This window comes from Ruegeria sp. AL2 (assembly GCF_056540845.1).
On the sequence record NZ_JBQFXM010000025.1, the window covers coordinates 1 to 22,592 of the forward strand.

The 22,592-nt window shown below is 57.2% G+C and carries 20 protein-coding genes and 1 pseudogene; 4 read left to right on the top strand and 17 right to left on the bottom strand.

Going from position 1 to position 22,592, the window contains the following annotated elements; all coding sequences use genetic code 11:
- Window positions 1-148 precede the first annotated feature (148 nt).
- From ACR0ID_RS18160 to ACR0ID_RS18170, 3 genes are all read right to left on the bottom strand, one after another.
- On the bottom strand, window positions 149-502 hold the full coding sequence (locus ACR0ID_RS18160) for a hypothetical protein (RefSeq protein WP_480478399.1): 354 nt from the start codon (window positions 500-502) through the stop codon (window positions 149-151).
- Window positions 499-2,115: a phage minor head protein gene (locus ACR0ID_RS18165; protein WP_480607627.1), complete on the bottom strand. Its 1,617-nt coding sequence runs from the start codon at window positions 2,113-2,115 to the stop codon at window positions 499-501. The genes ACR0ID_RS18160 and ACR0ID_RS18165 overlap by 4 nt, the downstream gene beginning before the upstream one ends.
- A 116-nt stretch (window positions 2,116-2,231) precedes the next feature.
- Window positions 2,232-2,729 carry a WGR domain-containing protein gene (locus ACR0ID_RS18170; protein ID WP_480607629.1) on the bottom strand — a complete coding sequence of 166 codons (498 nt, stop codon included), beginning with the start codon at window positions 2,727-2,729 and terminating at the stop codon, window positions 2,232-2,234.
- Between the two features lie 54 nt (window positions 2,730-2,783).
- Here ACR0ID_RS18170 and ACR0ID_RS18175 point away from each other — a divergent pair, with 54 nt between their 5' ends.
- On the top strand, window positions 2,784-3,461 hold the full coding sequence (locus ACR0ID_RS18175; RefSeq protein ID WP_480607632.1) for an ankyrin repeat domain-containing protein: 678 nt from the start codon (window positions 2,784-2,786) through the stop codon (window positions 3,459-3,461).
- Between the two features lie 137 nt (window positions 3,462-3,598).
- The gene (locus ACR0ID_RS18180; protein ID WP_480607635.1) at window positions 3,599-4,108 is read left to right on the top strand and encodes a nucleoside deaminase; all 510 of its coding nucleotides are present in this window, start codon (window positions 3,599-3,601) and stop codon (window positions 4,106-4,108) included.
- A gap of 478 nt (window positions 4,109-4,586) precedes the next feature.
- Here the strand turns inward: ACR0ID_RS18180 and ACR0ID_RS18185 are convergent, their stop codons facing one another.
- The 5 genes from ACR0ID_RS18185 to ACR0ID_RS18205 all read right to left on the bottom strand — a co-directional run bounded on the left by ACR0ID_RS18185 (window position 4,587) and on the right by ACR0ID_RS18205 (window position 10,832).
- A complete protein-coding gene (locus ACR0ID_RS18185) occupies window positions 4,587-5,669 on the bottom strand; it encodes an ABC transporter ATP-binding protein (protein ID WP_480607638.1) in 1,083 nt (360 codons plus the stop codon).
- A 3-nt stretch (window positions 5,670-5,672) separates the two neighbouring features.
- Window positions 5,673-7,328, bottom strand: coding sequence for an alpha-amylase family glycosyl hydrolase (locus tag ACR0ID_RS18190; RefSeq protein WP_480607641.1), 1,656 nt, complete (start codon window positions 7,326-7,328; stop codon window positions 5,673-5,675).
- Between the two features lie 9 nt (window positions 7,329-7,337).
- Window positions 7,338-8,486: a carbohydrate ABC transporter permease gene (locus tag ACR0ID_RS18195; protein ID WP_480607644.1), complete on the bottom strand. Its 1,149-nt coding sequence runs from the start codon at window positions 8,484-8,486 to the stop codon at window positions 7,338-7,340.
- Window positions 8,487-8,489: 3 nt separating this feature from the next.
- Window positions 8,490-9,497 (bottom strand): carbohydrate ABC transporter permease, encoded by a 1,008-nt coding sequence (locus ACR0ID_RS18200; RefSeq protein WP_480495818.1) that lies wholly within the window; start codon window positions 9,495-9,497, stop codon window positions 8,490-8,492.
- 66 nt (window positions 9,498-9,563) lie between these two features.
- Window positions 9,564-10,832, bottom strand: coding sequence for an ABC transporter substrate-binding protein (locus ACR0ID_RS18205; RefSeq protein ID WP_480607647.1), 1,269 nt, complete (start codon window positions 10,830-10,832; stop codon window positions 9,564-9,566).
- A gap of 209 nt (window positions 10,833-11,041) precedes the next feature.
- On the opposite strand from ACR0ID_RS18205, the gene ACR0ID_RS18210 reads away from it, so the two are divergent.
- Entirely contained in the window at window positions 11,042-12,073 is a 1,032-nt protein-coding gene (locus tag ACR0ID_RS18210) for a LacI family DNA-binding transcriptional regulator (protein WP_480495814.1), read from the top strand.
- 2 nt (window positions 12,074-12,075) lie between these two features.
- Window positions 12,076-13,407, top strand: a complete 1,332-nt coding sequence (locus tag ACR0ID_RS18215; RefSeq protein WP_480607651.1) for a GH1 family beta-glucosidase — start codon at window positions 12,076-12,078, stop codon at window positions 13,405-13,407.
- Window positions 13,408-13,691: 284 nt separating this feature from the next.
- Here the strand turns inward: ACR0ID_RS18215 and ACR0ID_RS18220 are convergent, their stop codons facing one another.
- The 9 genes and pseudogenes from ACR0ID_RS18220 to ACR0ID_RS18260 form a co-directional block, all read right to left on the bottom strand.
- Complete coding sequence (locus tag ACR0ID_RS18220; protein WP_480607654.1) at window positions 13,692-14,456, bottom strand: ABC transporter ATP-binding protein; 765 nt, start codon at window positions 14,454-14,456, stop codon at window positions 13,692-13,694.
- Window positions 14,449-15,396, bottom strand: coding sequence for an ABC transporter ATP-binding protein (locus ACR0ID_RS18225; RefSeq protein WP_480607657.1), 948 nt, complete (start codon window positions 15,394-15,396; stop codon window positions 14,449-14,451). Before ACR0ID_RS18225 ends, ACR0ID_RS18220 begins: the two co-directional genes overlap by 8 nt.
- Window positions 15,389-16,225 carry an ABC transporter permease gene (locus ACR0ID_RS18230; protein WP_480607660.1) on the bottom strand — a complete coding sequence of 279 codons (837 nt, stop codon included), beginning with the start codon at window positions 16,223-16,225 and terminating at the stop codon, window positions 15,389-15,391. Before ACR0ID_RS18230 ends, ACR0ID_RS18225 begins: the two co-directional genes overlap by 8 nt.
- Window positions 16,222-17,244 carry an ABC transporter permease gene (locus tag ACR0ID_RS18235; RefSeq protein WP_480607662.1) on the bottom strand — a complete coding sequence of 341 codons (1,023 nt, stop codon included), beginning with the start codon at window positions 17,242-17,244 and terminating at the stop codon, window positions 16,222-16,224. The genes ACR0ID_RS18230 and ACR0ID_RS18235 overlap by 4 nt, the downstream gene beginning before the upstream one ends.
- Before the next feature lie 19 nt (window positions 17,245-17,263).
- Window positions 17,264-18,547 (bottom strand): annotated as a pseudogene (locus ACR0ID_RS18240) (ABC transporter substrate-binding protein); the annotation flags it as partial.
- Between the two features lie 15 nt (window positions 18,548-18,562).
- Window positions 18,563-18,829, bottom strand: a complete 267-nt coding sequence (locus ACR0ID_RS18245) for a hypothetical protein (protein WP_480607665.1) — start codon at window positions 18,827-18,829, stop codon at window positions 18,563-18,565.
- Window positions 18,816-19,988 (bottom strand): DUF917 domain-containing protein, encoded by a 1,173-nt coding sequence (locus tag ACR0ID_RS18250; RefSeq protein ID WP_480607668.1) that lies wholly within the window; start codon window positions 19,986-19,988, stop codon window positions 18,816-18,818. Before ACR0ID_RS18250 ends, ACR0ID_RS18245 begins: the two co-directional genes overlap by 14 nt.
- Entirely contained in the window at window positions 19,985-21,541 is a 1,557-nt protein-coding gene (locus ACR0ID_RS18255; RefSeq protein WP_480607671.1) for a hydantoinase/oxoprolinase N-terminal domain-containing protein, read from the bottom strand. Before ACR0ID_RS18255 ends, ACR0ID_RS18250 begins: the two co-directional genes overlap by 4 nt.
- Entirely contained in the window at window positions 21,538-22,032 is a 495-nt protein-coding gene (locus ACR0ID_RS18260) for an Lrp/AsnC family transcriptional regulator (RefSeq protein WP_480607674.1), read from the bottom strand. The genes ACR0ID_RS18255 and ACR0ID_RS18260 overlap by 4 nt, the downstream gene beginning before the upstream one ends.
- Window positions 22,033-22,592: the final 560 nt, after the last annotated feature.

A 22,592-nucleotide genomic window follows, 5' to 3' on the forward strand; every position in this document is an offset into this window, starting at 1 on the left:
AAGCCCTCAACCGCATGACCCGTCCAGGTCGTGCGACCTAGGAACGTGTCGCATAACGAACCGGGGAAAGGGGCAAATGCGGCCCAAGCGCTATTCGTGCAACGCGGTCCCCCTCATCCACCTTTTCCTTTACTCTTTCCCATACCGGTCATTCTCCGGACGGTGGCACCTCGGCCCATACCAGATATCGGTACTCGCCGCCCTCGCTCAACGCGCGCTGCACGATGTCGCGGATATTTGCGGCAGATCGCTTCGGATCGATAAAGATCTGCCATTGCCTTTCGTAGCCTGGGGTCTCGTTCGCCAGGAAGTCGTACTCGAAAGCACGCCCTGGCCCTTGGCCCTCGAGCCGCACAACCTCCAGTCTGGCTACGCTATAGCCCCGAGATGCTATGTATTCGTTGAATTCAAGCATCTTGCTAGAAGGCTCGACGTACACGAAGGCCCCCGTTTCGAGCTTGTCCAGCATTTCGTCAAACTCATTTTGCATATTCACTTTCACTCCAACGGCCTGATGATCGGGTCAGGTTCATTTTCTCTGTCCCGAAGAGGACGGTTCCTATTGCTTACGGCGACGACGTGCCCTTCCGGACCCAAGGGTACCCAGTGCCCGTCCTGTCCAGTCAGCAAGGTCATGTCATGACCCCTATAGTCACCACGTCCGGCGACGATGCCGCTGAGATCGGGGCGGGGATTGGCAATGATGTCATCGATCTGTTCGGCAGTGTGCCCTTTTCCTGTGATGTACTCCAGCCCGTCGCCCTTGCTGCCATGGTCGCCAATCGTATTCCCGTCGGGGGTGGTGAAGGCCTCATTCCGACGTGCCTCGACAATGCTCGGACCCGCCGCATCCGGAATCGGCGTGGAAACGATGTTGCCGGTCGGGTCTTCGACGGCGGGCGAGCCCGTGTGGTTCGGCAGACCAAGGGTCTCGACCGGATAGGTTTCCAGCCACTGGTCGATGCGTTCCGGCGTGAAGCCAGGAAGTTCACCCAACCGGCGCTCGCCCTCAGTGAGTTTCGGGAAAACCTCGACCCAACCTTGGGCAATCGTGCCGTCCTGCAGCCGCAACCGGCCTTCCGCGAATGCGTTATAGCCTTGCTGCACGAAGTCTCCGAGGGCAAGTTGTGCGGCAGGATCCCCTTCGACGACACGCACGATGGTGCCAGGGTTCAACATCTCGTAAAGCGCGGCCGCCTGGCCTGCGATCTGCGCGGCCTCAACCGACTTCGGCAAACTGGACCCGAGACCAGAGATGACCGCTTCCTGCACCAGTTCGTGGGCCATAGCCGCAAGGAGCCCTTCGGCCGTTCCGGGATTGACGCCAAGGATCTCCGCCGCACGTTGGAGCCGACGTCCGGTGGCCAGACGCGTGAATTCCTGCAGGGCGCCGCTGGCGGCCAAAGCAGCCAGAGCGGCAGTTCCAAGTGGTGTGATCGCGATGGCGCGGAGACCGAGGCGACGCAAGATGGCGTCCATGGGTGCCTCGACCGGAAGGGCAAGTTCTGCAAGAATTGCATCAGTCCGCGACCCTGGCGTGATCGGCTCTGCATGGCAGCGGCAGTTGTGCGCCTGCCCCGGATGGCCGCCAGCGGGCGGGGCGTCCCAGCGAAACACCTGATCGTCGTATTCGGCATGGCTGTCACGGACTTTCGCGTCGCCCTGAGACCGCCAGATGTAATGCTCGATCCCCAAATCCTGCTGCCGAAGCTGATTGATCAGGCCCGCGAAGGCCCGAAGCAGGCGTTCTTCCATCGCCGCCCGCAACGGACGCAAGCGTTGCGGGTGGGTTTCGTATTCCTCGAAGATGGCCGTCAAGCGCGCATCCCACAGGCGCAGCGCCTCTTCCTTCGCGTCTGTAACATCGCGAAGGTTGGCGTCGGTCGCCAATGGCACGGTGTCCGGGGGCGTCAGAGCGTTCAGCAGCATGCGGGTGTTGTCGGCTATCACGCGTTCCAATTGGTCGATGAAATCAGTCCGCAGGTCCGCATAGCCGGGGAAAAGCGATTTGATCGAAATGCCTGCACGGTAGCCGTACACGCCTCCGTTCTGCCGCGCGAAAACGTACTGACCACTGCCACCGTGGCGGAGAAATTCGCTAAGACTGTGTTTCATGGAACCTCCGGCTGACCCGCGCGAAGGTATGTATCGCCAATGTGTTAAGAAGCGATCAGCCGACCGTACGTTACCTTGATCAGGGGCCATTCTTGCGGACGACGGCATGCGAAAGATCACCAGAGTGAGAGGCGTGCCGGTTTTCCGGTGACGGGTTGAGGGCTGGGAGAGTGGCTCCCGGCGCCCGTCGCGGGAGATCGCAGATGGGCGTTGTGGAAGTTCTGGATCCGGTTCAGCCGGCGCGGGCCGGTGGCTGGAAAGTGGATGTGAGCCGGGGCGAGCGGAACATATCCTCGACGTCGCTTTTGCTTTTTGAGTTTCTGGAGCGCTTCACCGGCCTGGGCTTCGTCATCATATGTCACCATCATGGCTTGCCCGTTTGTCCCAATACGTCCCCAAGTACGAAGGACGGACACTTCCCCAAACAGCGTCGGCTGCAATTCTATTCCATAGAACCGCGCCATGTTAATGTCGGGGTCCACATGGATCAGGTGGACAGGTGTGGTTGCCGTCAGATCCATGACGCGATTGTCGGCAAACTCAGCCCGTCTGTCCAATGACATTGCGAAATCAATTCCCGTGAATGGATTCTGATCCTGAATGGAAAATGACATTGAATGCATCCGCTACTACTATAGCTGACCAATATGTAGGTAATAGGATCGGCCATGTTTCGTTTTCTACTATTTGCTTTCGTGATAGGTCTTGCCGCCAGCGCAGGCACGGCGCAGACACCGCCTTCGGCTGATGAGGTCGCGCAATACGACGGTCTCTTCGCAGCCGCTCACACCGGCAACGAAGAAATGATCCGGCAACTCGTTGCGGCAGGGGCAAACGTCAACGCACGGGACTCGCGGGGTCGCACACCAGCCCATGTTGCCGCCTTTGCTTCTGAGGATGAGGCGTTGCGTGCGATGGCTGAGGCCGGAGCTGACATGAACGCGCTGGAAGGTCAGGCCTACGACGTGATCACAATTGCGGCCGTTGCAAATGATCCAGAACTGATGACGCTCGCAATCGAGTTGGGAAACGATCCCGGACTAACGACCAGCCCTTATGAAGGAACGGCACTGATTGCAGCCGCGCATCTCGGTCATGTCGAGATTGTCAGACGGCTGATCGCCGCTGGCGCGCCTCTGGACCATGTGAACAATCTGCATTGGACCGCAGTTGTCGAAGCCGTTGTGCTTGGCGACGGCGGCCCAGACCATCTTGCGGTTCTGGATGCTTTGTTGGCAGCGGGCGCTGACCGATCGCTTGCCGATCGTAACGGCACTACACCGCTCGAACACGCCGAACTGCGCGGATTTGCTAAGATGGCAGAGCGGCTAAGAAAAGAGGACTGAGGCCAGTCCAGCAGGCTGAAGCGGAGCGTTCCACCTCACAGGTGCCGATGGCAGCTTGGATGAGACCAGCCTCAAATCAAGTTCCTCTCGTAGCGGAGCGGTGACAGAGTTGAACACATCTCACGGGTAACGGCACAATGGACAAGATCAGAAAAAGTGAACAGGACTGCCACAGCGACCTCGTATTCGCGAGGCGTGGTTTTCTTGGCGCATCAGGCTTTAGCGCACTGACAATTGGATTGAGTGGCTCCGCTGTAGGCCAAACTTCTACAAGGGCGGACGACGCAATACCTCAACCAAGTGATCCCAAGGATGCCACATTCATGGAGCGCGCTTTCGAAATGCGTCAGTATGCGATTGATCATGGAGATCAGGGGTATGGCGCAGTTGTGGTGCGCGACAACGTTATTATTGGCCAATCATGGAGCAGAGTCATCTTGGATCAAGACCCCACGGCCCACGCTGAAATAACCGCGATCAGGGACGCGGCGCGTCGTCTCAGTGACCGGGATTTGAGCGGAGCGGTTCTGTACTCATCTTCCCGGCCATGTCCCATGTGTGAGGCCGCGGCATACTGGGCTGGAGTCCGCCTCATGTTCTACGGCCGGAAAATCACGAGCGCAGGTTCGCCGAAGCTTTGCAGTTAGAATGGTTCTCAGCCATCAGCGACGTTTCATTTTGCATTCGCCTCCCACGGTGGGAAGTCGGCCCAAACTGGTCATTCATCGCCTCTGGCCACGCTGCGGTGCAGCTTCACCGAACCGGCCATTCGCTTAACCTGCGAGATCGACGAGTTGTCCGACGTCTGCCTTGCGGGCAAAGTGAGCAGCGAAGTGACGCACATGATCCGCAAAGGTCAGCTTACGCCCGGAATCTGTCCGTTTCGCCAAATTGCGGCATTGGCGGCACAAGCAGAGGGTTCGGTACCAACTCTTCGTTCAGTAAGAAATTTTGCAAAAGATCCTAGGACACTGAGTAACGAAGATAAAAGAACACTGCGTGTAGTATCACGTCCCTTGGGAAATGAGCGCCTTTGAATGAAATTGTTACTGTCTGCCTCGATCAAAGTCCGAAACGCCATTAACACCAAGACCTCCTAGCCAAAAGTTTGCGACATAGCCCTCATCATTTCCGCATCGACAAACCATTGAGAAACAGGTGCACTTTGCTCGGGTCCGCATTCAATTTGACAGCTTTCCCACGTCGGTTTCGTTCAACGCCAGGAAACTTGGCGACGATATTCTCAGCCCCCGGCCTGCTGGCGAAATACAGCAAGGTCACTTCACCCAGGGCTTCGACAAAATCGACAGTGCCGTCCAGAAACCCAGCGGCGGCGTCGGCAACGAAATCCTCAGGTCGTACCCCGATATTGACCTGCAAACCCATTTGTTCGGGCGTGGTCGAAATGGATGAAACGGCTTTTCCGCCCGCATCAAGTGTGACCTCTGTCAAATCCCCGGTTTTGGAAATTTTGCCAGACAGCAGATTCATAGAGGGCGATCCGATGAACTGCGCCACAAACTCGTTATCCGGCGTTTCGTACAGTTCCAGTGGCGTACCAACCTGCGCGATGCCTTTGTTGGCGAGAACGACGATCCGGCTGGCCAGCGTCATCGCCTCAACCTGATCGTGGGTCACGTAGATCATTGTGCTTTCGGGCATCGCCTCTTTCAGGCGCGCAATCTCGATCCGGGTTGCAACGCGCAGCGCAGCATCGAGGTTCGAAAGCGGTTCGTCGAACAAATAGACCTTGGGGTCTCGCACGATGGCGCGCCCGATAGCGACGCGCTGGCGTTGCCCTCCGGACAGAGCCTTGGGCAGACGATCCAAGAGCGGATCCAGTTGAAGGGTCTGGGCCGCGCGTTCAACGGCGGCATCGATCTCGGCAGCAGGCATCTTGGCGATCTTCAGTGCAAATGCCATGTTCTCGCGCACGGTCAAATGTGGGTAGAGCGCATAGGACTGAAACACCATGGCAATGCCCCTTTGGGCGGGCGGCACATCATTCATGACCTGCCCTTCGATCTCCAACGTGCCGCCGGTGATCTTTTCCAGCCCGGCAATCATTCGCAACAAGGTTGATTTTCCGCAACCCGATGGACCGACAAAGACGATCAACTCGCCCTTTGCGATATCCAGATCGATATGTTTCAGAACATCGACCGGACCATAGGATTTCGCGACATCCGTAAGTTTGAGTTCTGACATGGTTTACCCCTTGACCTTAGCCATCAGACAAAACTGTGCGGGGTGCAGCGTAACGCTTCCTGCACCGTCGCTACCGCCGAGTTCCCGCCCGATGACCCGCCAATCACCCAAGGGCAAGTCGACCCGCTGAGCTTCCGTTCCAAGGTTGAAAGCACAAAACACCGCTTCAGACGCATCCTCACGCTGGAAAGTCAGCACAGGTCCAACCTGTTTCATGTTGGACTGCGCACCCGAAGTTAGTGCTGGGTGGACGCGGCGCAAGGCGATTGCGCGGCGATAATGGTGCAGCATCGATTGGTCGTTCGCCTCGAGCCGGTCAACGGCTCTTTCCGTTTGGGCCATACTAACAGGCAACCACGGCTCACCGGTGCTAAAGCCTGAATGTTCGTCCTGCGACGCCCAAACCATTGGCGTGCGACATCCGTCGCGACCCTTGAACTCGGGCCAGAACTCGATGCCGTAGGGGTCTTGCAGTTTCTCGAACGGAACATCTGCCTCGTGCAGGCCCAGTTCCTCTCCCTGATACAAACAGGCAGAGCCGCGCAGACACATCATCAGAACCGCGTGCTGGCGAATGGCCGCATCGTTTAGGTCCCAGCGCGAGGCATGACGTTCAACATCATGGTTCGAGAACGCCCAGCATGGCCATGCGTCGCCTGCCTTTTCCTCGAGCTGATCAAAGACCTGCTTTGCATAAGGCGCGGTCAACGCACGCTTTTCCAGAAACTCGAAGGCATAGCACATATGCATTCGTTGATCGCCCGAGGTGTACTGACCAATGATTTCCAGCCCGCGCTGTGCATCACCGACTTCACCCAAACAGGCACGGCCTTCATATTCGTCGGTCAGCGCGCGCAACCTTTCGAGGAAGGCGATATTCTCGGGCTGACTTTTGGAATAAAGGTGATCCTGGTGGTTATAGGGGTTCACCGCAGGCGCAATTGATGCATTACGTTCTTCGACCGGAAGGGCCGGATTGTCCCGCAAATGTTTGTCGTGGAAATAGAAGTTGATCGTGTCCAGGCGAAAACCATCCACGCCCATGTCCAGCCAGAACCGAGCCACGTCCAGCAGTGCGTCTTGCACTTCGTTACAGTGAAAGTTCAGGTCCGGCTGCGAACTCAGAAAGTTATGCAGAAAATATTGCAGGCGACGAGGCTCCCACTGCCACGCTGAACCGCCAAAGATAGACAACCAGTTATTGGGCGGTGTGCCGTCCGGTTTAGGGTCGGCCCAAACATACCAGTCGGATTTCGGGTTGTCCCGATTGGCGCGGCTCTCACCGAACCAAGGGTGCTGATCAGAAGTGTGTGACAGCACCAAATCGATCATCACTTTCTGACCCTTGTCATGGGCCTGATCGAGTAACTCGCGGAAATCTTCCAACGAGCCGAACATAGGATCCACATCGCGATAATCGCTGACGTCGTAGCCGAAATCCTTCATCGGAGATTTGAAGAAGGGTGAGATCCAGATCGCATCGACCCCCAGATCCGCAATGTAATCCAGACGTTGGGTGATCCCTTTCAAGTCACCGATCCCATCACCATTGCTGTCCTGAAAGCTGCGCGGATAGATCTGATAGATCACGCCACCGCGCCACCACTCTGACTTTGCTTTGGTTGATTTGGAGAGTTCTACAGTGTTCTGCACGTTCATCAGACGCCTCTATTTGACGGATCCGGCCAGCAGGCCACGGACCAGGTATTTTTGCATTGCGAAGAAAACAATCAGTGGAACAATGATCGAAACAAACGCAGCGGTGGCGAGGATTTCCCAGTTGCCCCCTCTTGTACCCAGCAGTTCGACAATTCGATTGGTCATGACGGTGGTTTGACCTGATGCATCAATCAGGAAGACTTTGGCCACCAGAAGGTCGTTCCAGGTCCACAGGAACTGCAGGATCGCGAAAGACGCCAGCGCCGGGAAGCTGAGTGGAAGGATCAGTTTCGTAAAGATCTGGAACTCAGACGCCCCATCGACCCGCGCGTTCTCGATCAAATCACGTGGCAGTCCGGCCATGTAGCTGCGAAGAAGGTAAATCGCCAGCGGCATTCCAAAGCCAGTGTGGGCCATCCAGACACCCAGATACCCTTTGCCGATCCCAATATTAAGATGGAATTTCAGCAAAGGGATCAGTGCGAGCTGAAGCGGAACAACCAAAAGCCCGACAATAGCTGCGATCAGCAACGCGCGGCCCGGGAACTCCATCCACGCCAACGCATAAGCGGCGAACGCCGCAACCAGGATAGGGATGATCGTGGCAGGAATGGTCACTGTGAGAGTATTAAAGAACGCCCGACCCATACTGTCGGTGCTGTTCTCGGCCAAGAGAACCTTGTGGTAATTGTCCAACGTGAACTCGGGTGGAAGTTCTGCACTTACGAAAACACGCGGGCCGCGGCTGCCAGTAAACTCCTCTTCATTTTCCGCTTTGTAGTTCCCGTTTGCATCGACCATGATAGTCCCGCCACGACGCAATTCCGCTGTCTGACCGGGTTCATACGCATCCACCGCGCGGGAGCTGACACCCCACTTTGAGATCGTAGCTTTCTGCCCTTCGTCGAACAGGTTCCCTTCAATCACATACGTCCCGTTTTTCAGAATTTGCGTATTGGGCACGGCCGTGCGTAGCGTCAGGTTTTGTTCGGACGGGAACAGGGATTTCCACCAGCCACTGGTCGCGATCTGGTCAGCCGTGCGAAAGGATGAGATCAACAATCCCAGTGTCGGTATTACCCAAAGCACCACGAGAAAGAGGACCGAGGCCTGGACGATCCATCTAAGGGCGGGTTTGGTTCCTGCAATATCGCTCATCCCCTACTCCATTTCCCGGCGTGCGTTGCGGATGTTCCAGACCAAGATCGGCGTCACCAGCAACATGATCACCATGGCCGATGCCGAACCCACGCCCCAATCATTGGCGCGGAACATCTTGTCGTACATGTAGTTGGCCAGAACCTGTGTCTCCCACTGGCCATTGGTCATCGCGAAAACGATGTCGAAGACCTTCAGGACCAGAATGGTGATGGTTGTCCAAACAACCAGAATTGTGTTCCAGATTTGAGGCACCTTGATTTTAAAGAATATCTGGAAGGGATTGGCCCCATCCAAAACCGCCGCCTCGACGGTTTCTTCGGGGATGCCGCGCAAAGCGGCAGACAGTATCACCATGGCAAAGCCCGTCTGAATCCAGATCAGGATCCCCATGAGGAAGAAATTGTTCCAGAACGGAATGGTTAGCCAGGTTTGCGGCTCGGCCCCGCCAAAGAACAGATAAAGCGCATTCAGAATCCCGATCTGGTCTTGCTCGGCCGGACGCGCATCGTAGATCAGTTTCCAGATGACCGAAGCCCCGACGAAAGAGATCGCCATCGGCATGAAAATCAGTGCTTTTGCGATGTTACCCCAGCGTATCCGATCAGTTAGCTGAGCTGCCAACAGACCAAATGCAGTCGACATTGCAGGGACCACGATCAGCCAGAACAAATTGTTGCGCATGGCTTCCCAGAATTTCGGTTCTGCCACCATCTGGACGTAGTTATCGAGACCAACCCACTTATACCCACCACCGGCGATGCGATCCGTGAGCGACAGGCGCAACGTCTCAACTACCGGATAGGCCAGATATAGGCCAATCGCTACAAGCGCCGGAAGCAAAAACAGCCAAGGCCGGATCATATTCGCGCGGTTGATGTTGCGGCCGGCATTCGGCCCGCGCGCAGGGAACAGAACCTTGTCCAGAAACTGGTTGGACAGAAAGAAATAGCCCACACAGCCCGATACGCCTATGGCAATGGTCAGCAGGCCCTGAATTGCCGGATGCATCATGCTCTCCGTTGCGAAGGGGAAAAGGGGTGGCCTGACGCGCAGACCGCCCGGGTTTTAACGCGCTTAGTCCAGCGAATCCCAGGAAGATTGGATCTCGTCAGCAACTTCCTGAGCGGGCTTTCCACCAGCATAGTCAACCATACCGGTCCAAAATGTGCCGGCCCCTACGCCGCCCGGCATCAGGTCCGAACCATCAAACCGGAAGGTGGTCGCGCCCAGAAGAATGTCGTTCATCTTCTTGAGCGTCGGATCCGAGAACACGGAGGTATCAACGCCTTTGTGCGGCGTCAGGAAGCCGGTCAGGGCCATCCATGTCTCATGTGCTTCGGGGGTCTGCAGATAGGCGATCAGATCATGTGCAGCCGGGCTGTCATTGGTGATTGCCCATAGCGTGCCGGCACCAAGAACCGGGCTACCCAGATCCTTGCTTTCATATGCGGGGAAGTAGAAGAAATCAACATCTTCACCGACAACCGTGCCTTCAGGAAAGAATGCCGGGATGAACGACGCCTGACGGTGCATGTAACATTGTGGTGGCGAACTGAACATGCCCTTTGGACTGTCACGGAAATCGGTCGTTGCGACCGTACCTGCCCCGCCCGCAACATAGTCATCATTGCGTGCAAACGCGCCGAACTCTTCGATGGCAGCGACCACTTTCGGGTTATTGAACTTCATTTCATTGGACACCCAGGCGTCATAGTCCTCGGGCGATTGAGTGCGCAGCATCATGTCTTCGACCCAATCGGTCGCTGGCCAACCGGTCGCACCACCTGAACCCAAACCGATGCACCACGGCGTCTCTCCGTCTGCGACGATCTGATCGGTCAAAGCCTTCAGTTCCTCCATCGTGGTCGGAACTTCGTAACCGGCATCCTCGAAATTCTCAGGCACGTACCAAACAAGGGATTTCACATCTACCTTGTAAAAAAGCCCATAAAGGTGATCCTGCCCTTCGGGCCCCGGAAAAGTGCCCAGATCTACCCAGGATTGTCCGGCTGCGTAATTGTCACGAACCCAATCAGCGGTGCCATCGCCCAACGGTGTCAGAAAACCCGACTTGGCCATATCCGCCGCCAGACCAGGCTGCGGGAAAACGGCTATATTCGGCGCCGAGCCTGCCTCTGCATCAATCCTGATCTGCTGCTCGAAACTATCTGAACCAACATACGCGTAGTCGTGGCCTGTCGCGGCTGCAAAGCCATCCAGAACCGCTTCGACGTTTTCCTGGTCCGGGCCCAGCCATGGCCCGAACACGGTAACCTTATCAGCCTGAGCTGTTCCCGCCATCAGGGCGAATGTGGCCACACCTGCATAAAGCGCGTGTTTCATGAAATCTCCTCCCAGTAATATCTGCGCATTGCAAGATTTTCAAAGCGCTTTGGATGTTGCACTTTATCTGCCGGCAATCAGATTCTGTCAACATATCGTTTTCTACCCCTCAATTATTGCCGCTATTGACCTCTTTGCCAAAACGGGTTGACGGAAGCAAAAAATCACAACAAAACAAGTGAGCATCCATTTGAAGGCGCTTTGAACATATGAACCTAAAGCAGCTCTCTGAGATTCTCGGTCTTTCGCAGACAACGGTCAGTCGCGCGCTGAACGGCTATCCAGAGGTGAACGAGGCGACTCGTGTGCGCGTGCAGGCCGCTGCAGACAAGCATGGCTATCGGCCAAACAGTCGCGCCAAAGGTCTGGCGACTGGCAAGTCCATGGTGATCGGGCACGTCATCCCCAGTTCGTCCCAGCACGAGATGGTGAACCCGATCTTCGGCGACTTTGTCGCCGGCGCTGCGCGGACATACTCTGCGAACGGCTACGACATGATGTTCACCACCGCGGATGACACTTCGATCGAAGGGGCCTATCGCAGCTTGTTTCAGCGCGGGGCCGTGGATGGCGTCGTTTTGCAAGGCCCCAAGGTCAACGAGCGTCGCATCGATCTGCTAAACCGGATGGCGGTACCATTTATCGTACACGGTCGTTCGACCGGGATAGATGCAGAGTATGACTGGATCGATGTGAACAACAAAAGCTCCTTTCGGCGCGCAACACAGTTCCTGATCGACTTGGGTCACCGCCGGATTGCCCTGATTAACGGGCTTGAGGATATGGATTTCGCACAGCGCCGTCGTGCCGGATACCTACAAGCGCTGGAACAGGCGGACTTGATCCCGGACCCACAATTAATGCGCAGCGCCGAAATGACCGAGGTCTACGGCCATCATGAAACCCGCGATATGCTGCAACTGGACGATCCACCAACCGCCATTCTGGCATCCTCGATGATTTCGGCGATTGGTGTGAGACGGGCGCTGGACGAGGCAGGGCTGCGAATTGGCCGGGATGTCTCGGTCATCGCGCATGATGATGACCTCTCTTATCTCAAAAACGGACAGGATGTGCCCATCTTTACAGCAACGCGGTCCTCAGTGCGGCATGCAGGAGAGCTGGCCGCCGAGATGTTGATTGAGAGGATCAAATCGCCTGACGATCCGGTCAAGACCAGGTTGCTTGAGGCGGAACTGGTTGTTGGCAAATCAACCGGCCCAGCACCCAACAGGATTTGACAATGAAACATACGCGCAGCGATTTCCCCAAAGACTTCCATTTCGGAGTCGCCACTTCTGCTTACCAGATCGAAGGTCATGCCCAAGGCGGCGCCGGTTCGACACATTGGGATACGTTTGCAGCGACACCCGGAAATGTAGTGCGGGGAGAAAAAGGCGATCTGGCCTGTGATCACCTGAACCGGTTTGAACAGGATCTTGATCTTGTGCGCGACGCGGGATTCGATTGCTATCGCTTCTCAACCAGCTGGGCGCGTGTGATGCCCGAGGGGCGCGGACCTGTTAATCAGGCGGGATTGGATTTTTATGATCGCCTGACCGACGCGCTTTTGGAGCGTAGCATCCGTCCGTGCGCGACACTGTATCACTGGGAACTGCCGTCGCCCCTGGCCGACTTAGGTGGTTGGCGCAACCGGGATATTGCCGGTTGGTTTTCCGATTTCACTGAGGTCATCATGGGACGGATTGGCGACCGCATGTACAGCGTCGCCCCCATCAATGAACCGTGGTGTGTCAGTTGGTTGAGCCATTTCGAAGGGCACCACGCTCCCGGGCTGCGCGATATTCGAGCCACGGCGCGCGCTATGCATCACGTTCTGCTGGCCCATGGTCAGGCCATTCAGACGATGCGTGGGTTGGGCATGTCTAACCTGGGCGGCGTATTCAATCTGGAATGGGCCGAACCCGCCGATGACAGCGCCGAGGCACAACAGGCCGCCGCTCTGTATGACGGAATATACAACCGGTTCTTTCTGGGCGGCGTGTTCAACAAGGCCTATCCCGAGAATGTTCTAGAGGGGCTGGAGCCCCACCTTCCGTCGGGCTGGCAAGATGATTTCGATAGCATCGGAGCACCCGTAGACTGGTGCGGACTGAACTACTACACCCGTAAACTTATCGCGCCCGCAGAAACAGCGTGGCCAAGTCTCGCTGAGGTTCCCGGCCCTCTGCCGAAGACCCAAATGGGTTGGGAAATCGACCCCACCGCGCTGAGCAGGTTCCTAATCCGAGCAGCACGTGAATACACCGGCGACCTGCCGATCTTCGTGACCGAAAACGGTATGGCCAGCCCCGAGCGTCAACAAGACGATGACCGTATCGACTATCTGGATCAACACTTGTCGGCAGTCCAGGTCGCCTTGGGCGAAGGGGTTCCGGTTAAGGGGTACTTTGTCTGGTCCCTATTGGACAATTACGAATGGGCCTTGGGGTATGAAAAACGCTTTGGCCTGGTTGATGTAGATTTCAGTTCAATGAAGCGAACTCCGAAAGCGTCTTACTTCGCATGGAAGGACATGCTTGCTGCACGGATCTGTTGCAGAGTTTCTTACTGAACGAAGAGTTGGTACCGAACCCTCTTCTTATGTCGCCAATTCCGCAAATTGACGAAACGGACAGATTCCCGGCCCGAAGCGGACGTTCATCGACACATGTCGCCGCTGCGGTGCGGCCCGTCGAACCGGCCGTTCGCTGCAGGCGCAAATTTTCAGGGTGCACGAACTCACAGTCTGCGGGACTTTTCTGACGTTGGAAATCTGATGGGTGGCTTGCCTCATCTGTTGGTTGAAAGTCGAGAACCAAATGCGGGGAAGGCAACCAACAAAGCTTGTAAAGGCATCTAGGCAAGCAACATTCTGGTGTATTCAGACGTTGCCTGCGTCGTCACTTGCTTTGTGGCGCCATACTCAATCTGTTCTCCGTGACGCATCACAAGGATGCTGTCAGAGGTGTGGCAGACAACGCCGATGTCGTGCGTCACCACCGGAACCGACAGGTCGCGCACTTCTTTGAGGTCCTGAAGCAGGTTGAGGATCTGGGCTTGCACCGACACGTCGAGCGCGGAGGTCGGTTCATCCAGAACCAGCAGCCTGGGATCGAGCGCCAGCGCGCGGGCAATTGCGATCCTTTGTGCTTGGCCGCCCGAAAGCTCAGATGCGAGGCTCTTCATGTAATCGGAGCGCATTCCGCAGATTTTCAGGTTGGCCTCGCTGCGATCCGCGATTTCGCTTTGGGAAAATCCGCCCTGCGCAGTCAGCGGCTCCGCCAATATCTTTGCGACAGTCAGACGCGGGCTGAGCGACAGGAAAGGGTTTTGCATAACGACGCCTATGCGCGCACGTGCTTGGCGCATTTCGCGATCGGGCAGCGCCAGCCAGTTCTGGCCGTGAAGCCGGATTGTACCGCTTTCCGCTGGTATCAGACGCAGAAGCGCGCGCAGGATCGTGCTTTTTCCTGATCCGCTTTCGCCAATAATCCCAAGGGTTTCCTTGGGCATCAGGGAAAAGGAAATGTCATTGGCGGCCGGTTTCGGCGGCTCCGCAAACAAAGAGGAACGCTTGTAGCGCACCACCAAGTTTGAAATCTCAAGGATTGGGTCAGGCATGTTTGACCTCAAGATGGCAATCCCATTGATGTTCACCGATAGCACGTCTGGGCGGCTTTGTTTTTGTGCATTCGGGTAGAACTTTCCGGCAACGTTCTGCAAATGGGCATCCCACAAAAGGCATGTTGGGCTTGGGCGGTTGACCGTCTATGGCCTCCAGCCTGTGCCCTACCGTGTTACGCCCCGGTCGCGCACCCAGAAGTGCCAAGGTGTAAGGGTGTTGTGGGTCCGATAGGAGCGCTTGAGTTTTGCCTTCTTCCACCGTCATTCCAGCATAGAGAACGCTGGCGCGCGTGCAGGCGTGGGCGATCACATCCATGTCATGGGTGATCAGAAGGACGGTTAAGTTGCGACTTTTGACCAGCGATTTCAGAACGTCCAAAACCTGCAACCCAATCGTTTTGTCGAGCGCCGTTGTCGGTTCATCGGCGATCAGGAAATCCGCGCCGGTTGCCAGGGCCTGGGCAATGACAACCCGCTGCTGCATGCCCCCCGACAATTCATGCGGAAAGCTTTTCAACACCCGCCCGCTGTCAGGCAAGCCAGTAGCGTCCAGCAACTCGACCGATTTTGCCTTGCGATCCGCGCTGGAAGCTATTCCGGATGCCCTAAGAACATCGTCCATTTGACGCGCGATACTAAGGACCGGATTGAGTGCAGCCGCGGGGTCCTGTGAAATCAAGCTGATGCGATGCCCACGCAACGTCGCGGCATCAACCAAAAGATCGACCTCATCCTGTTTACAGCTTGTCGCTGTGGTCAAAGCCGATTCTGGCAGCAAACCCAACAAGGCCATGCCAATCGTGGATTTCCCGCAGCCGCTTTCGCCGATAAGCCCGTGGATGGTGCCCTCGGCGATCTGTATCGTCGCATCCCTGACGGCGTGTATCGGTCGATCGGGTGTACCGAAATTGACGGAAAGGTTGCGAATATCAATCATCGCGCACCTTCACTTTGTCCGTGCCTCGAAGGGCGTCGCCTAACAGGCTGAATGCCAGCGCCATCAGGAAAATTGCGAGCCCCGGAATGACGGCGACCCACCAACGGTCGGGGAACACGGCGCGGCCCGCATTAACCATTTCGCCCCAGTCCGCAATAGGGGGGCGAACGCCGAGGCCAAGGAAAGAAAGCGCTGAGCCGGTCAGGAGCGCTGGCCCGAAATCCAAAGCAGCCTGCACAGACAGCGGACGCGCCACGGTTGGAAGGATATGGCGCGTGATAATTCTGGCATGCGAAACGCCCATGACTTGCGCCGCTTCCACGTAAGGCGCGCCGCGCAGGACCAAGACTTCGGATCGTGCGAGGCGCGCGTACCACGGCCACCAACTGACCGAGATTGCGATGATGCAGTTGACCATACCCGCGCCCAAGGCTGCGGCCAAAAGGACGGCAAGAAGCAGCGCCGGAAAGGCAAGGAACACATCCGTGATCCGCATCAGCGTTTCGTCGATCCAGCCGCCTTTGTAACCGGCGATAATCCCGATCGGCAGCCCGATCCCCAAGCCAATCAGAACAACCACCAAACCGATGGTGATCGAAACCCGGCCACCGTAAATGACCCGCGAAAGTACATCGCGGCCGAGCGCGTCAGTTCCCAGCCAATGTTTGGCTGAAGGCCCCTGGAAGCGTTCGGAAATGTTGGGTGCACCTGCGCCCTGGTCGGCAAAGGGGGCCACCATAGGGGCAAAGATCGTTGCAAGGATGATGACAAGGATCACCACCAAACTGATCGCGCCGGTCAGGCCAAGGGTTCGGGTCAGCCGGGTCATGAGACCGCCACCCGCGGGTCGATCACCGCCTGTGCAAGGTCGATGACAAGGTTCATCAAAACGTAGCAAATCGTCACAACCAACGCTGACGCCGCGATGACCGGGAAGTCCTTGGAAAGGATCGCCTCGCTTATGTAACGACCCAATCCGGGCCAGGCAAAGATGATCTCGACCAGCACCGCACCCGTCAGGGAAAACGCAAAGCTTAGACCAATGATTGTCAACGCCGGCCCGACTGCGTTTGGAAGGGCATGCCCGAATAAGATGCGCTTGTGGGAAAGACCATGGGCGCGGGAGGCCGTAACGTGCCGACGCTCAAGGATTTCGATCATCAAGGCGCGTGTGAGGCGCGTTGCAATCCCTGTTGGGTAGGCTGCCAGCGTCAACGCGGGCAGGATCAGATGCTTGAAGGCATCCCATAAGGCGTCAAAGCGCAACGCGATCAGGCTGTCGATCAAAAGCCATCCTGTGCGGGCCTCAACCGGATCAAACAGAGATATTTCGCGGGATATTCGCCCCGACAGCGGGAGGATACCCAGCCATTGGGCAAATACGAACTGTAAGATCATCGCGAGGAAAAACGTCGGCATTGCCACCGCGGCGATGGCTCCAAGTCCAGAGAAGCGATCCAGCCAACTGCCCTTTCGGTCGGCAGTAATCACACCTAACGGAATGCCGATCAACAACGCCATTCCGGTGGCAAACAGCGCCAGTTCAAGCGTTGCGGGCAGAAACACTGCCAGATCGTCCCAGATCGGGCGGCGCGTGCGATAGGAAAAACCGAAATCTCCGGTCGCCATGGACGTGATGAAATCGGCAAAGCGTACGTAAAGCGGCGCATCGAGCTTCAAAAGCTCCCGCGCTGCCTCAACTTGCTCCGCCGTGGGCCGTGGCCCCGCATAAAGCGCCGCCGGATCGGACGGCACCATGCGCGATGCCACGAAAACAAGGAAAGCCACGCCAATCACTACGAATGCCGACATGATCAGCCGTCGGAATGTATATCGTAGAAGGTTCATACCCGGCGCGGCCTTTTGTTTAGTTACGCTTCAGATCGTCGGCAAAGACAACGTGCCCATAGGCTGGGTTGTCGACATAGCCTTCAATGTCGGAGCGGATAAAGTGCACGTTTGGCATATCCAGCATGAACACAGCCGCCGCATCTTCGATCACGATGCGGTTGGCTTCGCGGAACTTCGCCTCGGAAGCCGCCCGGTCGCTCGTGGACAGAACATTGGCTTCATCCAGAACCGCGTCAAAGTCCGGGTTGTTGTAGTAGCCAAGGTTGAAGAAGGGCTCTTCTTCCGAATTGAACAGGCTGAACAGGAAGTCGTGAGGTGTCACGTAAGTTGGCCACCAGTACATGACAAAGATGTCCTGCGCAGTTTCCGGATTGGACTTGGCGAGCTCCCACTGGGCTTCCCACGCCATCGGTTGAAGCTCAAGGTTGATGCCAAGTGCCGACAGGTTCGCTTTCCACAATTCACCAGCAAGCTGTTGCAGCGCATCGCCTGCGCCATAGGTCATGGTCAAGTCAACGCCACTGACGCCCGCTTCACTCAGCAAAGCCTGCGCCGCAGCCAGATCGGTGGACGGGATCGGTGCGTCGGCGTCGTGGCCCCAGATGCCGGGCGGAACGATTCCTCTGGACCGGCCGCCCAGCCCTTCGGTGCCCGCCGCGATCACGTCGTCATAAGGGAAGGCCAGCGCCAGTGCCTGACGGACTCGCGCGTCGTCGAGTGGTGCCCGGCGGACGTTGAGCAAACCGAAGAGGTTCTGGAACGAGGTGTTCACATGGGCCGCGATTTCAGGATCACCCTGCAACTTGGCGATGTTTTCAAACGGCAGGTTGTAGGTAAAATCGGCTTGTCCACTTTCCAGCATGCTTTGTGCCAGAACGGAATCTTCGGTGATTTCAAAGACAATGTTTTCGAAGCCGCCGTTGTCGCCGCCCCAATAGCTGTCGTTGCGGCTCATGATCAGGCGCTGCCCTGGTTCATAGCGCGAAATCACGTACGGCCCGGTTCCGGCAGAGTTGCCCGCGTTGAACCAGGCGTTGTCCTGATCGGTGGCATTCGGGCTCATGATCCAGGCCGCAAACCCAGCCGAAGCGGTCACATCCATTGGCTGTGGCCAAGCTAGGTTCATGACAACCGTCATGTCATCAGGTGTGTCGATGGACTCAACTGCCGACCAGATGAAGGCCGCACCGCCGCCGATAGATTGAGTCCGTTCGATTGAGGCTTTGACAGCTGCCGAAGTCAGTGGCGCCCCGTCGGAAAAGTTCACGCCGCTGCGCAGTTTGAAGGTCCATGTCAAACCGTCATTGGACGAAGTTCAACTTTCGGCCAGTACGGGTTCAACTATTCCGGTCCCGCCTTCCATATCCGGGATGTATTTCGTCAGTGTCTCATATGCATTGGCCAGCACTGCACCATCATTCGAGAACGAAGTTGCCGGATCAAGGTCCGGGAAGTCTGCGGGCGAGGCAATGGTCAAAATGTCGGCACTGCCCTGCGCACTTGCCATCCCGGCTTGCGCAAGGAAACCGGCGCTGGCCATAGCGGCCAGAACAGTGGTTTTCAGGAAATTACGACGTTCCATATCTGGTTTTCTCCCTTGGATTGTCGGTGCCGGGGTTGACCGGTTTTTCTGCATATCTGTCGACCGGGACCGGATCGTGTGGCTGGTTAAACGGTTTAAAATCAAAGTCATAGCCAAAACCGCGCGGTCCCATGACCTTAAGGGCGGCTTCGCTGCGCAGCAGGCGCGGCGCGGGCAGGCACAAAACGGCGACCCGCAGCCCGTATTTCAGCTCTTCGGTGGAAATCGGTGCGCCGGTTTCGCTGTCTAGGACGCTGATCAGATCGGGGACCATGGCAATTTCGCGCCCCGCCTCGCGCGCGACAATGAATTCGTTCTGGACGTCAATTTCAATCTCGCGGCCTGCGTCGTCACCAAGTCCCGAGACCAGAAGTCTGCCGCGATTGAAACCGCCTGAGATCGCGCGCTCGATATCGATGACCTTTCCGCGCAAGAGACAGGTGCCATGGCCCTCATCGCAAATCGCCTTTACGGGATCGGACTTCGCCGCACGCGCATCCAAAACGGCCTGACCCAGGCGGCAGGCCAGGCTGATCGAATGCGAAATCCCATGTTCCCGCACAAATGCGCCAGACATCGGCGCGGTGGACATCAGCGCTGAACAGCCCATGGCAATCGTCGCCGGGCGCATCAGCCGCTCCAGCATTTCGGGCGACCGGGCTTCAGTCACGACAAGAACGTTGCCTTGCGCATCCGTCAGCGCCGCCGGACCTGCATCCTGACCTCCGACGAAAAAGGAGGTCATTTGAGTTTCCGGAAATGCACGCCCCATGCCGTCAGCGTCAACAACCGGTAAGCCAAGCTGCGCCGCCGGTATCATCGGCGCAATACCATTGCCGCCTCCGATCTCATCAGCGATTAGCGCATCCACCCGCTTTCCGGTCACGTTTTCGATTGCTTCGATCAGGCGCATGCCTTCATAGCCTTCGTCGATTTTTTCGATGCTGACCGTTGGAGCCCCGATTCCGCCAAGCGGCAGAACCACTGCATCGTCGGCCAGATCTTCCGGGCGGATAACCGCGATTGTCAGCCCGCCTTCCAGATGCGCCTTGGCCTTGAGTTGGGCGAGATAGGGGCTGCCGCCGCCGCCGGTACCAAGGACCCCGGCGCCGATGGCGATCCGGTCAATATCTTCGGCTGTGATTTCCCAGGTCATCATACCGACAGGCTCCCCACGACTTTCGCGGCGATCCGCACCGCGTTACCGGGCAAATAGGCCAGTGGGGTTTCGGTGATATCGGCGACATCAATGCTTTGCGGGTCCGCCCCGGCCTCGACGGCGCGGTCGGTGGCAGTCTTGATGGCCTCGGCCAGCGCTTCATCGCGGCTGCGGCCCTCCATCGAAATCACGGCATCAACTTCGCCAGACACCTGCGCGATGGCCGCGCCAATAGCGTTGGCCGATCCGAAATGATCCGGGCGCACCACTTCGCTGCACCCCTCAAGCCCGCCTTCAACAAGGATCGAACCGCCACCCACAAGAATGGCCGGAATTGGCTCCGGGCCCGGTTTCATCCGGTCCACGGCCGTTTCGATGTCCGTTTTCATCCGCGCCAGCGCTTGGTCGACGAAATCCTTGTCCAGATCGGCGACCAGTTCAGGTTTTCCCAAGGGCGCACGGCCAGCCGCGACAGCGATATCTGTCGAGGTCAGCTCATCGCCGCCAAAAATACGGGTCTTTTGAGTCAGGCGATAACCAACCGAATCCGGTCCTATGGTGAAATTCGCGCCGCCCCGGCGAACGATGCTGCCGCCGCCAAGACCGAACGAAAACACATCCGGCACCCGAAAATTAGTCTTGACGCCAGCGATTTCCGCACCTTTGCCGCGCGAGCGTGGAAAACCGCCTACCAACATGCCAATGTCGGTGGTGGTTCCGCCGATGTCGATAACTGCAGCGTCGCTCAACCCCGTAAGGAACGAAGCCCCGCGCATGGAGTTCGTCGGCCCCGACGCGATGGTAAAGATCGGAAACCGCCGCGCGTAGTCGGCGGCCATAAGCGTGCCGTCATTCTGGGTCAGGTATAACGGGCAGGTCAGCCCAAGATCGCGGAACGCCTGTTTGAAGGCATCAACTGTCCTCCGGCCAAGCGCCATCATGGCGGCATTCAGGATCGTCGCGTTTTCGCGTGGCAATAGCCCTGTATGCCCGATTCGATGGCCGAGGCTGATGTCGGCATCCGGCATGACCTCGCGCACGATCTCGGCAGCGCGAACTTCCATCTCGTCTTTCACGGGGGCGAAGACTGAGCTGACTGCCACAGCGCTCAATCCCTGATCTGCCCACCCTTTGCAGGTTTCGCGGATTTCATCGGCGTTCAGCTCGGCTATAGGGCGACCATCGAATTCATAGCCGCCGTCAACCATAGCGACGCCGCCCTCGGCAGCCGCGCGCAAATCCTTGGGCCAGTCGATCATCGGCGGCAAAGACCGGGTGGCGCGGCCACAAAGCCGTAAAACGCCCACTTTTTGCAGGTGCCGGCGCTCGACAACCGCATTCAGAAAGTGGGTCGTCCCGATCATCACCGCCTCTACGTCAACCGCCGTGACGCCGCCGTCGGCCATGACTTGCCGCACGGATGCAACAATCCCATTGGTCACATCCGCAGTGGTCGATTGCTTGGTGGTCGCCAGAACTGTGCCCCCGTCAAGGGCCGCCGCGTCGGTATTTGTTCCGCCAACGTCCACACCTATGCGAATGGCGCGGCTCAATTCGGCACCTGTGACGCACGCGCATCCCGGCTGAGCGCCGTCGTTCGGGTGTTGAAGACCTTATAGAGCCGCATCACCAAACTGGTATTTACCCGCCGAACTCCGTCGGCCTTGGCCACGTGCCGTTCGATGAAATCCAAAAGCTCTGCGTTAGACCCGGCAAAAATCGAGGCATTCAATGCGTATTCCCCGGTCGTGGCCGCAAGATACCCTACTTGGTCAAATTCACCGAGATGAGCGGCCACGGCGTCGATTTTGCCGGGCTCTACATCGATTAGCGCATCCGCCTGTATACCCGGTTCGGCAATGATCGGGTCAGGGATCGCGCCGATCACTATTTGCTTGGATTGCAGAAGCGCGGAGATGCGATTGCGGATGGTTCGCTCAGATACTTTGCCGATTCGGCCAGCGATTTCCGATGCGGAAGCGCGTCCATCTTGTGACAAATACTTAATAATTTCGCGATCTAACTCATCTATACGTTGTGACAAAGCTGCCTCCCTTTGCCAGGACAGCTACCGATGTTTCCGATTCGGATCAATAGGCAAAAACAATTTCCGTTTCGGAATTCTTTCTCTGTTCATACCGGCCAATCGGAAGAGGCGCCAGTCTGGAAGTAACCACGTTCGACCACGACGGCTTCTGACCCGGTTCTTGGCTGCCAGATTCGAATGAAAATTTATTCGTTCCAACAACTCTTAAGGTTTGAAAGCCGTAGAATTTCGCGAAGATATGGCGGTTGCGAATGTGAACATTGGGCTCAAGGTCGCCATACGTTAGTGCACCATCGCGTTGGCCACGACCAGACTTGCGGCCGTTAGGGACGGCCCCAGAGCTGCCCTTGACTGTCCAGCTCCGATGCTGCAGCCGCAGCCCGCATTCCGGACGTTCGCTGCAACTGCGAAGTTTCCGTCGATTCGAACTCACGTTCTGCGGGACTTAGCAGCCAATAGCGTTCACCGACGCAGTGTCCGCACCCAGACAATTAGGGAACATTCAAGTTCGCGACCCAGGGCTGTGTATGTCTATCTCAGCAAGTGCAGTACTTGTA

What these genes read in the sequence shown, in the direction of transcription:
- ACR0ID_RS18165 (WP_480607627.1), bottom strand. Translation starts at nt 2,115, where the DNA reads ATGAAACACAGTCTTAGCGAATTTCTCCGCCACGGTGGCAGTGGTCAG.
- ACR0ID_RS18170 (WP_480607629.1), bottom strand. Translation starts at nt 2,729, where the DNA reads ATGTCATTTTCCATTCAGGATCAGAATCCATTCACGGGAATTGATTTC.
- ACR0ID_RS18175 (WP_480607632.1), top strand. Translation starts at nt 2,784, where the DNA reads ATGTTTCGTTTTCTACTATTTGCTTTCGTGATAGGTCTTGCCGCCAGC.
- ACR0ID_RS18180 (WP_480607635.1), top strand. Translation starts at nt 3,599, where the DNA reads ATGGACAAGATCAGAAAAAGTGAACAGGACTGCCACAGCGACCTCGTA.
- ACR0ID_RS18185 (WP_480607638.1), bottom strand. Translation starts at nt 5,669, where the DNA reads ATGTCAGAACTCAAACTTACGGATGTCGCGAAATCCTATGGTCCGGTC.
- ACR0ID_RS18190 (WP_480607641.1), bottom strand. Translation starts at nt 7,328, where the DNA reads ATGAACGTGCAGAACACTGTAGAACTCTCCAAATCAACCAAAGCAAAG.
- ACR0ID_RS18195 (WP_480607644.1), bottom strand. Translation starts at nt 8,486, where the DNA reads ATGAGCGATATTGCAGGAACCAAACCCGCCCTTAGATGGATCGTCCAG.
- ACR0ID_RS18200 (WP_480495818.1), bottom strand. Translation starts at nt 9,497, where the DNA reads ATGCATCCGGCAATTCAGGGCCTGCTGACCATTGCCATAGGCGTATCG.
- ACR0ID_RS18205 (WP_480607647.1), bottom strand. Translation starts at nt 10,832, where the DNA reads ATGAAACACGCGCTTTATGCAGGTGTGGCCACATTCGCCCTGATGGCG.
- ACR0ID_RS18210 (WP_480495814.1), top strand. Translation starts at nt 11,042, where the DNA reads ATGAACCTAAAGCAGCTCTCTGAGATTCTCGGTCTTTCGCAGACAACG.
- ACR0ID_RS18215 (WP_480607651.1), top strand. Translation starts at nt 12,076, where the DNA reads ATGAAACATACGCGCAGCGATTTCCCCAAAGACTTCCATTTCGGAGTC.
- ACR0ID_RS18220 (WP_480607654.1), bottom strand. Translation starts at nt 14,456, where the DNA reads ATGCCTGACCCAATCCTTGAGATTTCAAACTTGGTGGTGCGCTACAAG.
- ACR0ID_RS18225 (WP_480607657.1), bottom strand. Translation starts at nt 15,396, where the DNA reads ATGATTGATATTCGCAACCTTTCCGTCAATTTCGGTACACCCGATCGA.
- ACR0ID_RS18230 (WP_480607660.1), bottom strand. Translation starts at nt 16,225, where the DNA reads ATGACCCGGCTGACCCGAACCCTTGGCCTGACCGGCGCGATCAGTTTG.
- ACR0ID_RS18235 (WP_480607662.1), bottom strand. Translation starts at nt 17,244, where the DNA reads ATGAACCTTCTACGATATACATTCCGACGGCTGATCATGTCGGCATTC.
- ACR0ID_RS18245 (WP_480607665.1), bottom strand. Translation starts at nt 18,829, where the DNA reads ATGGAACGTCGTAATTTCCTGAAAACCACTGTTCTGGCCGCTATGGCC.
- ACR0ID_RS18250 (WP_480607668.1), bottom strand. Translation starts at nt 19,988, where the DNA reads ATGATGACCTGGGAAATCACAGCCGAAGATATTGACCGGATCGCCATC.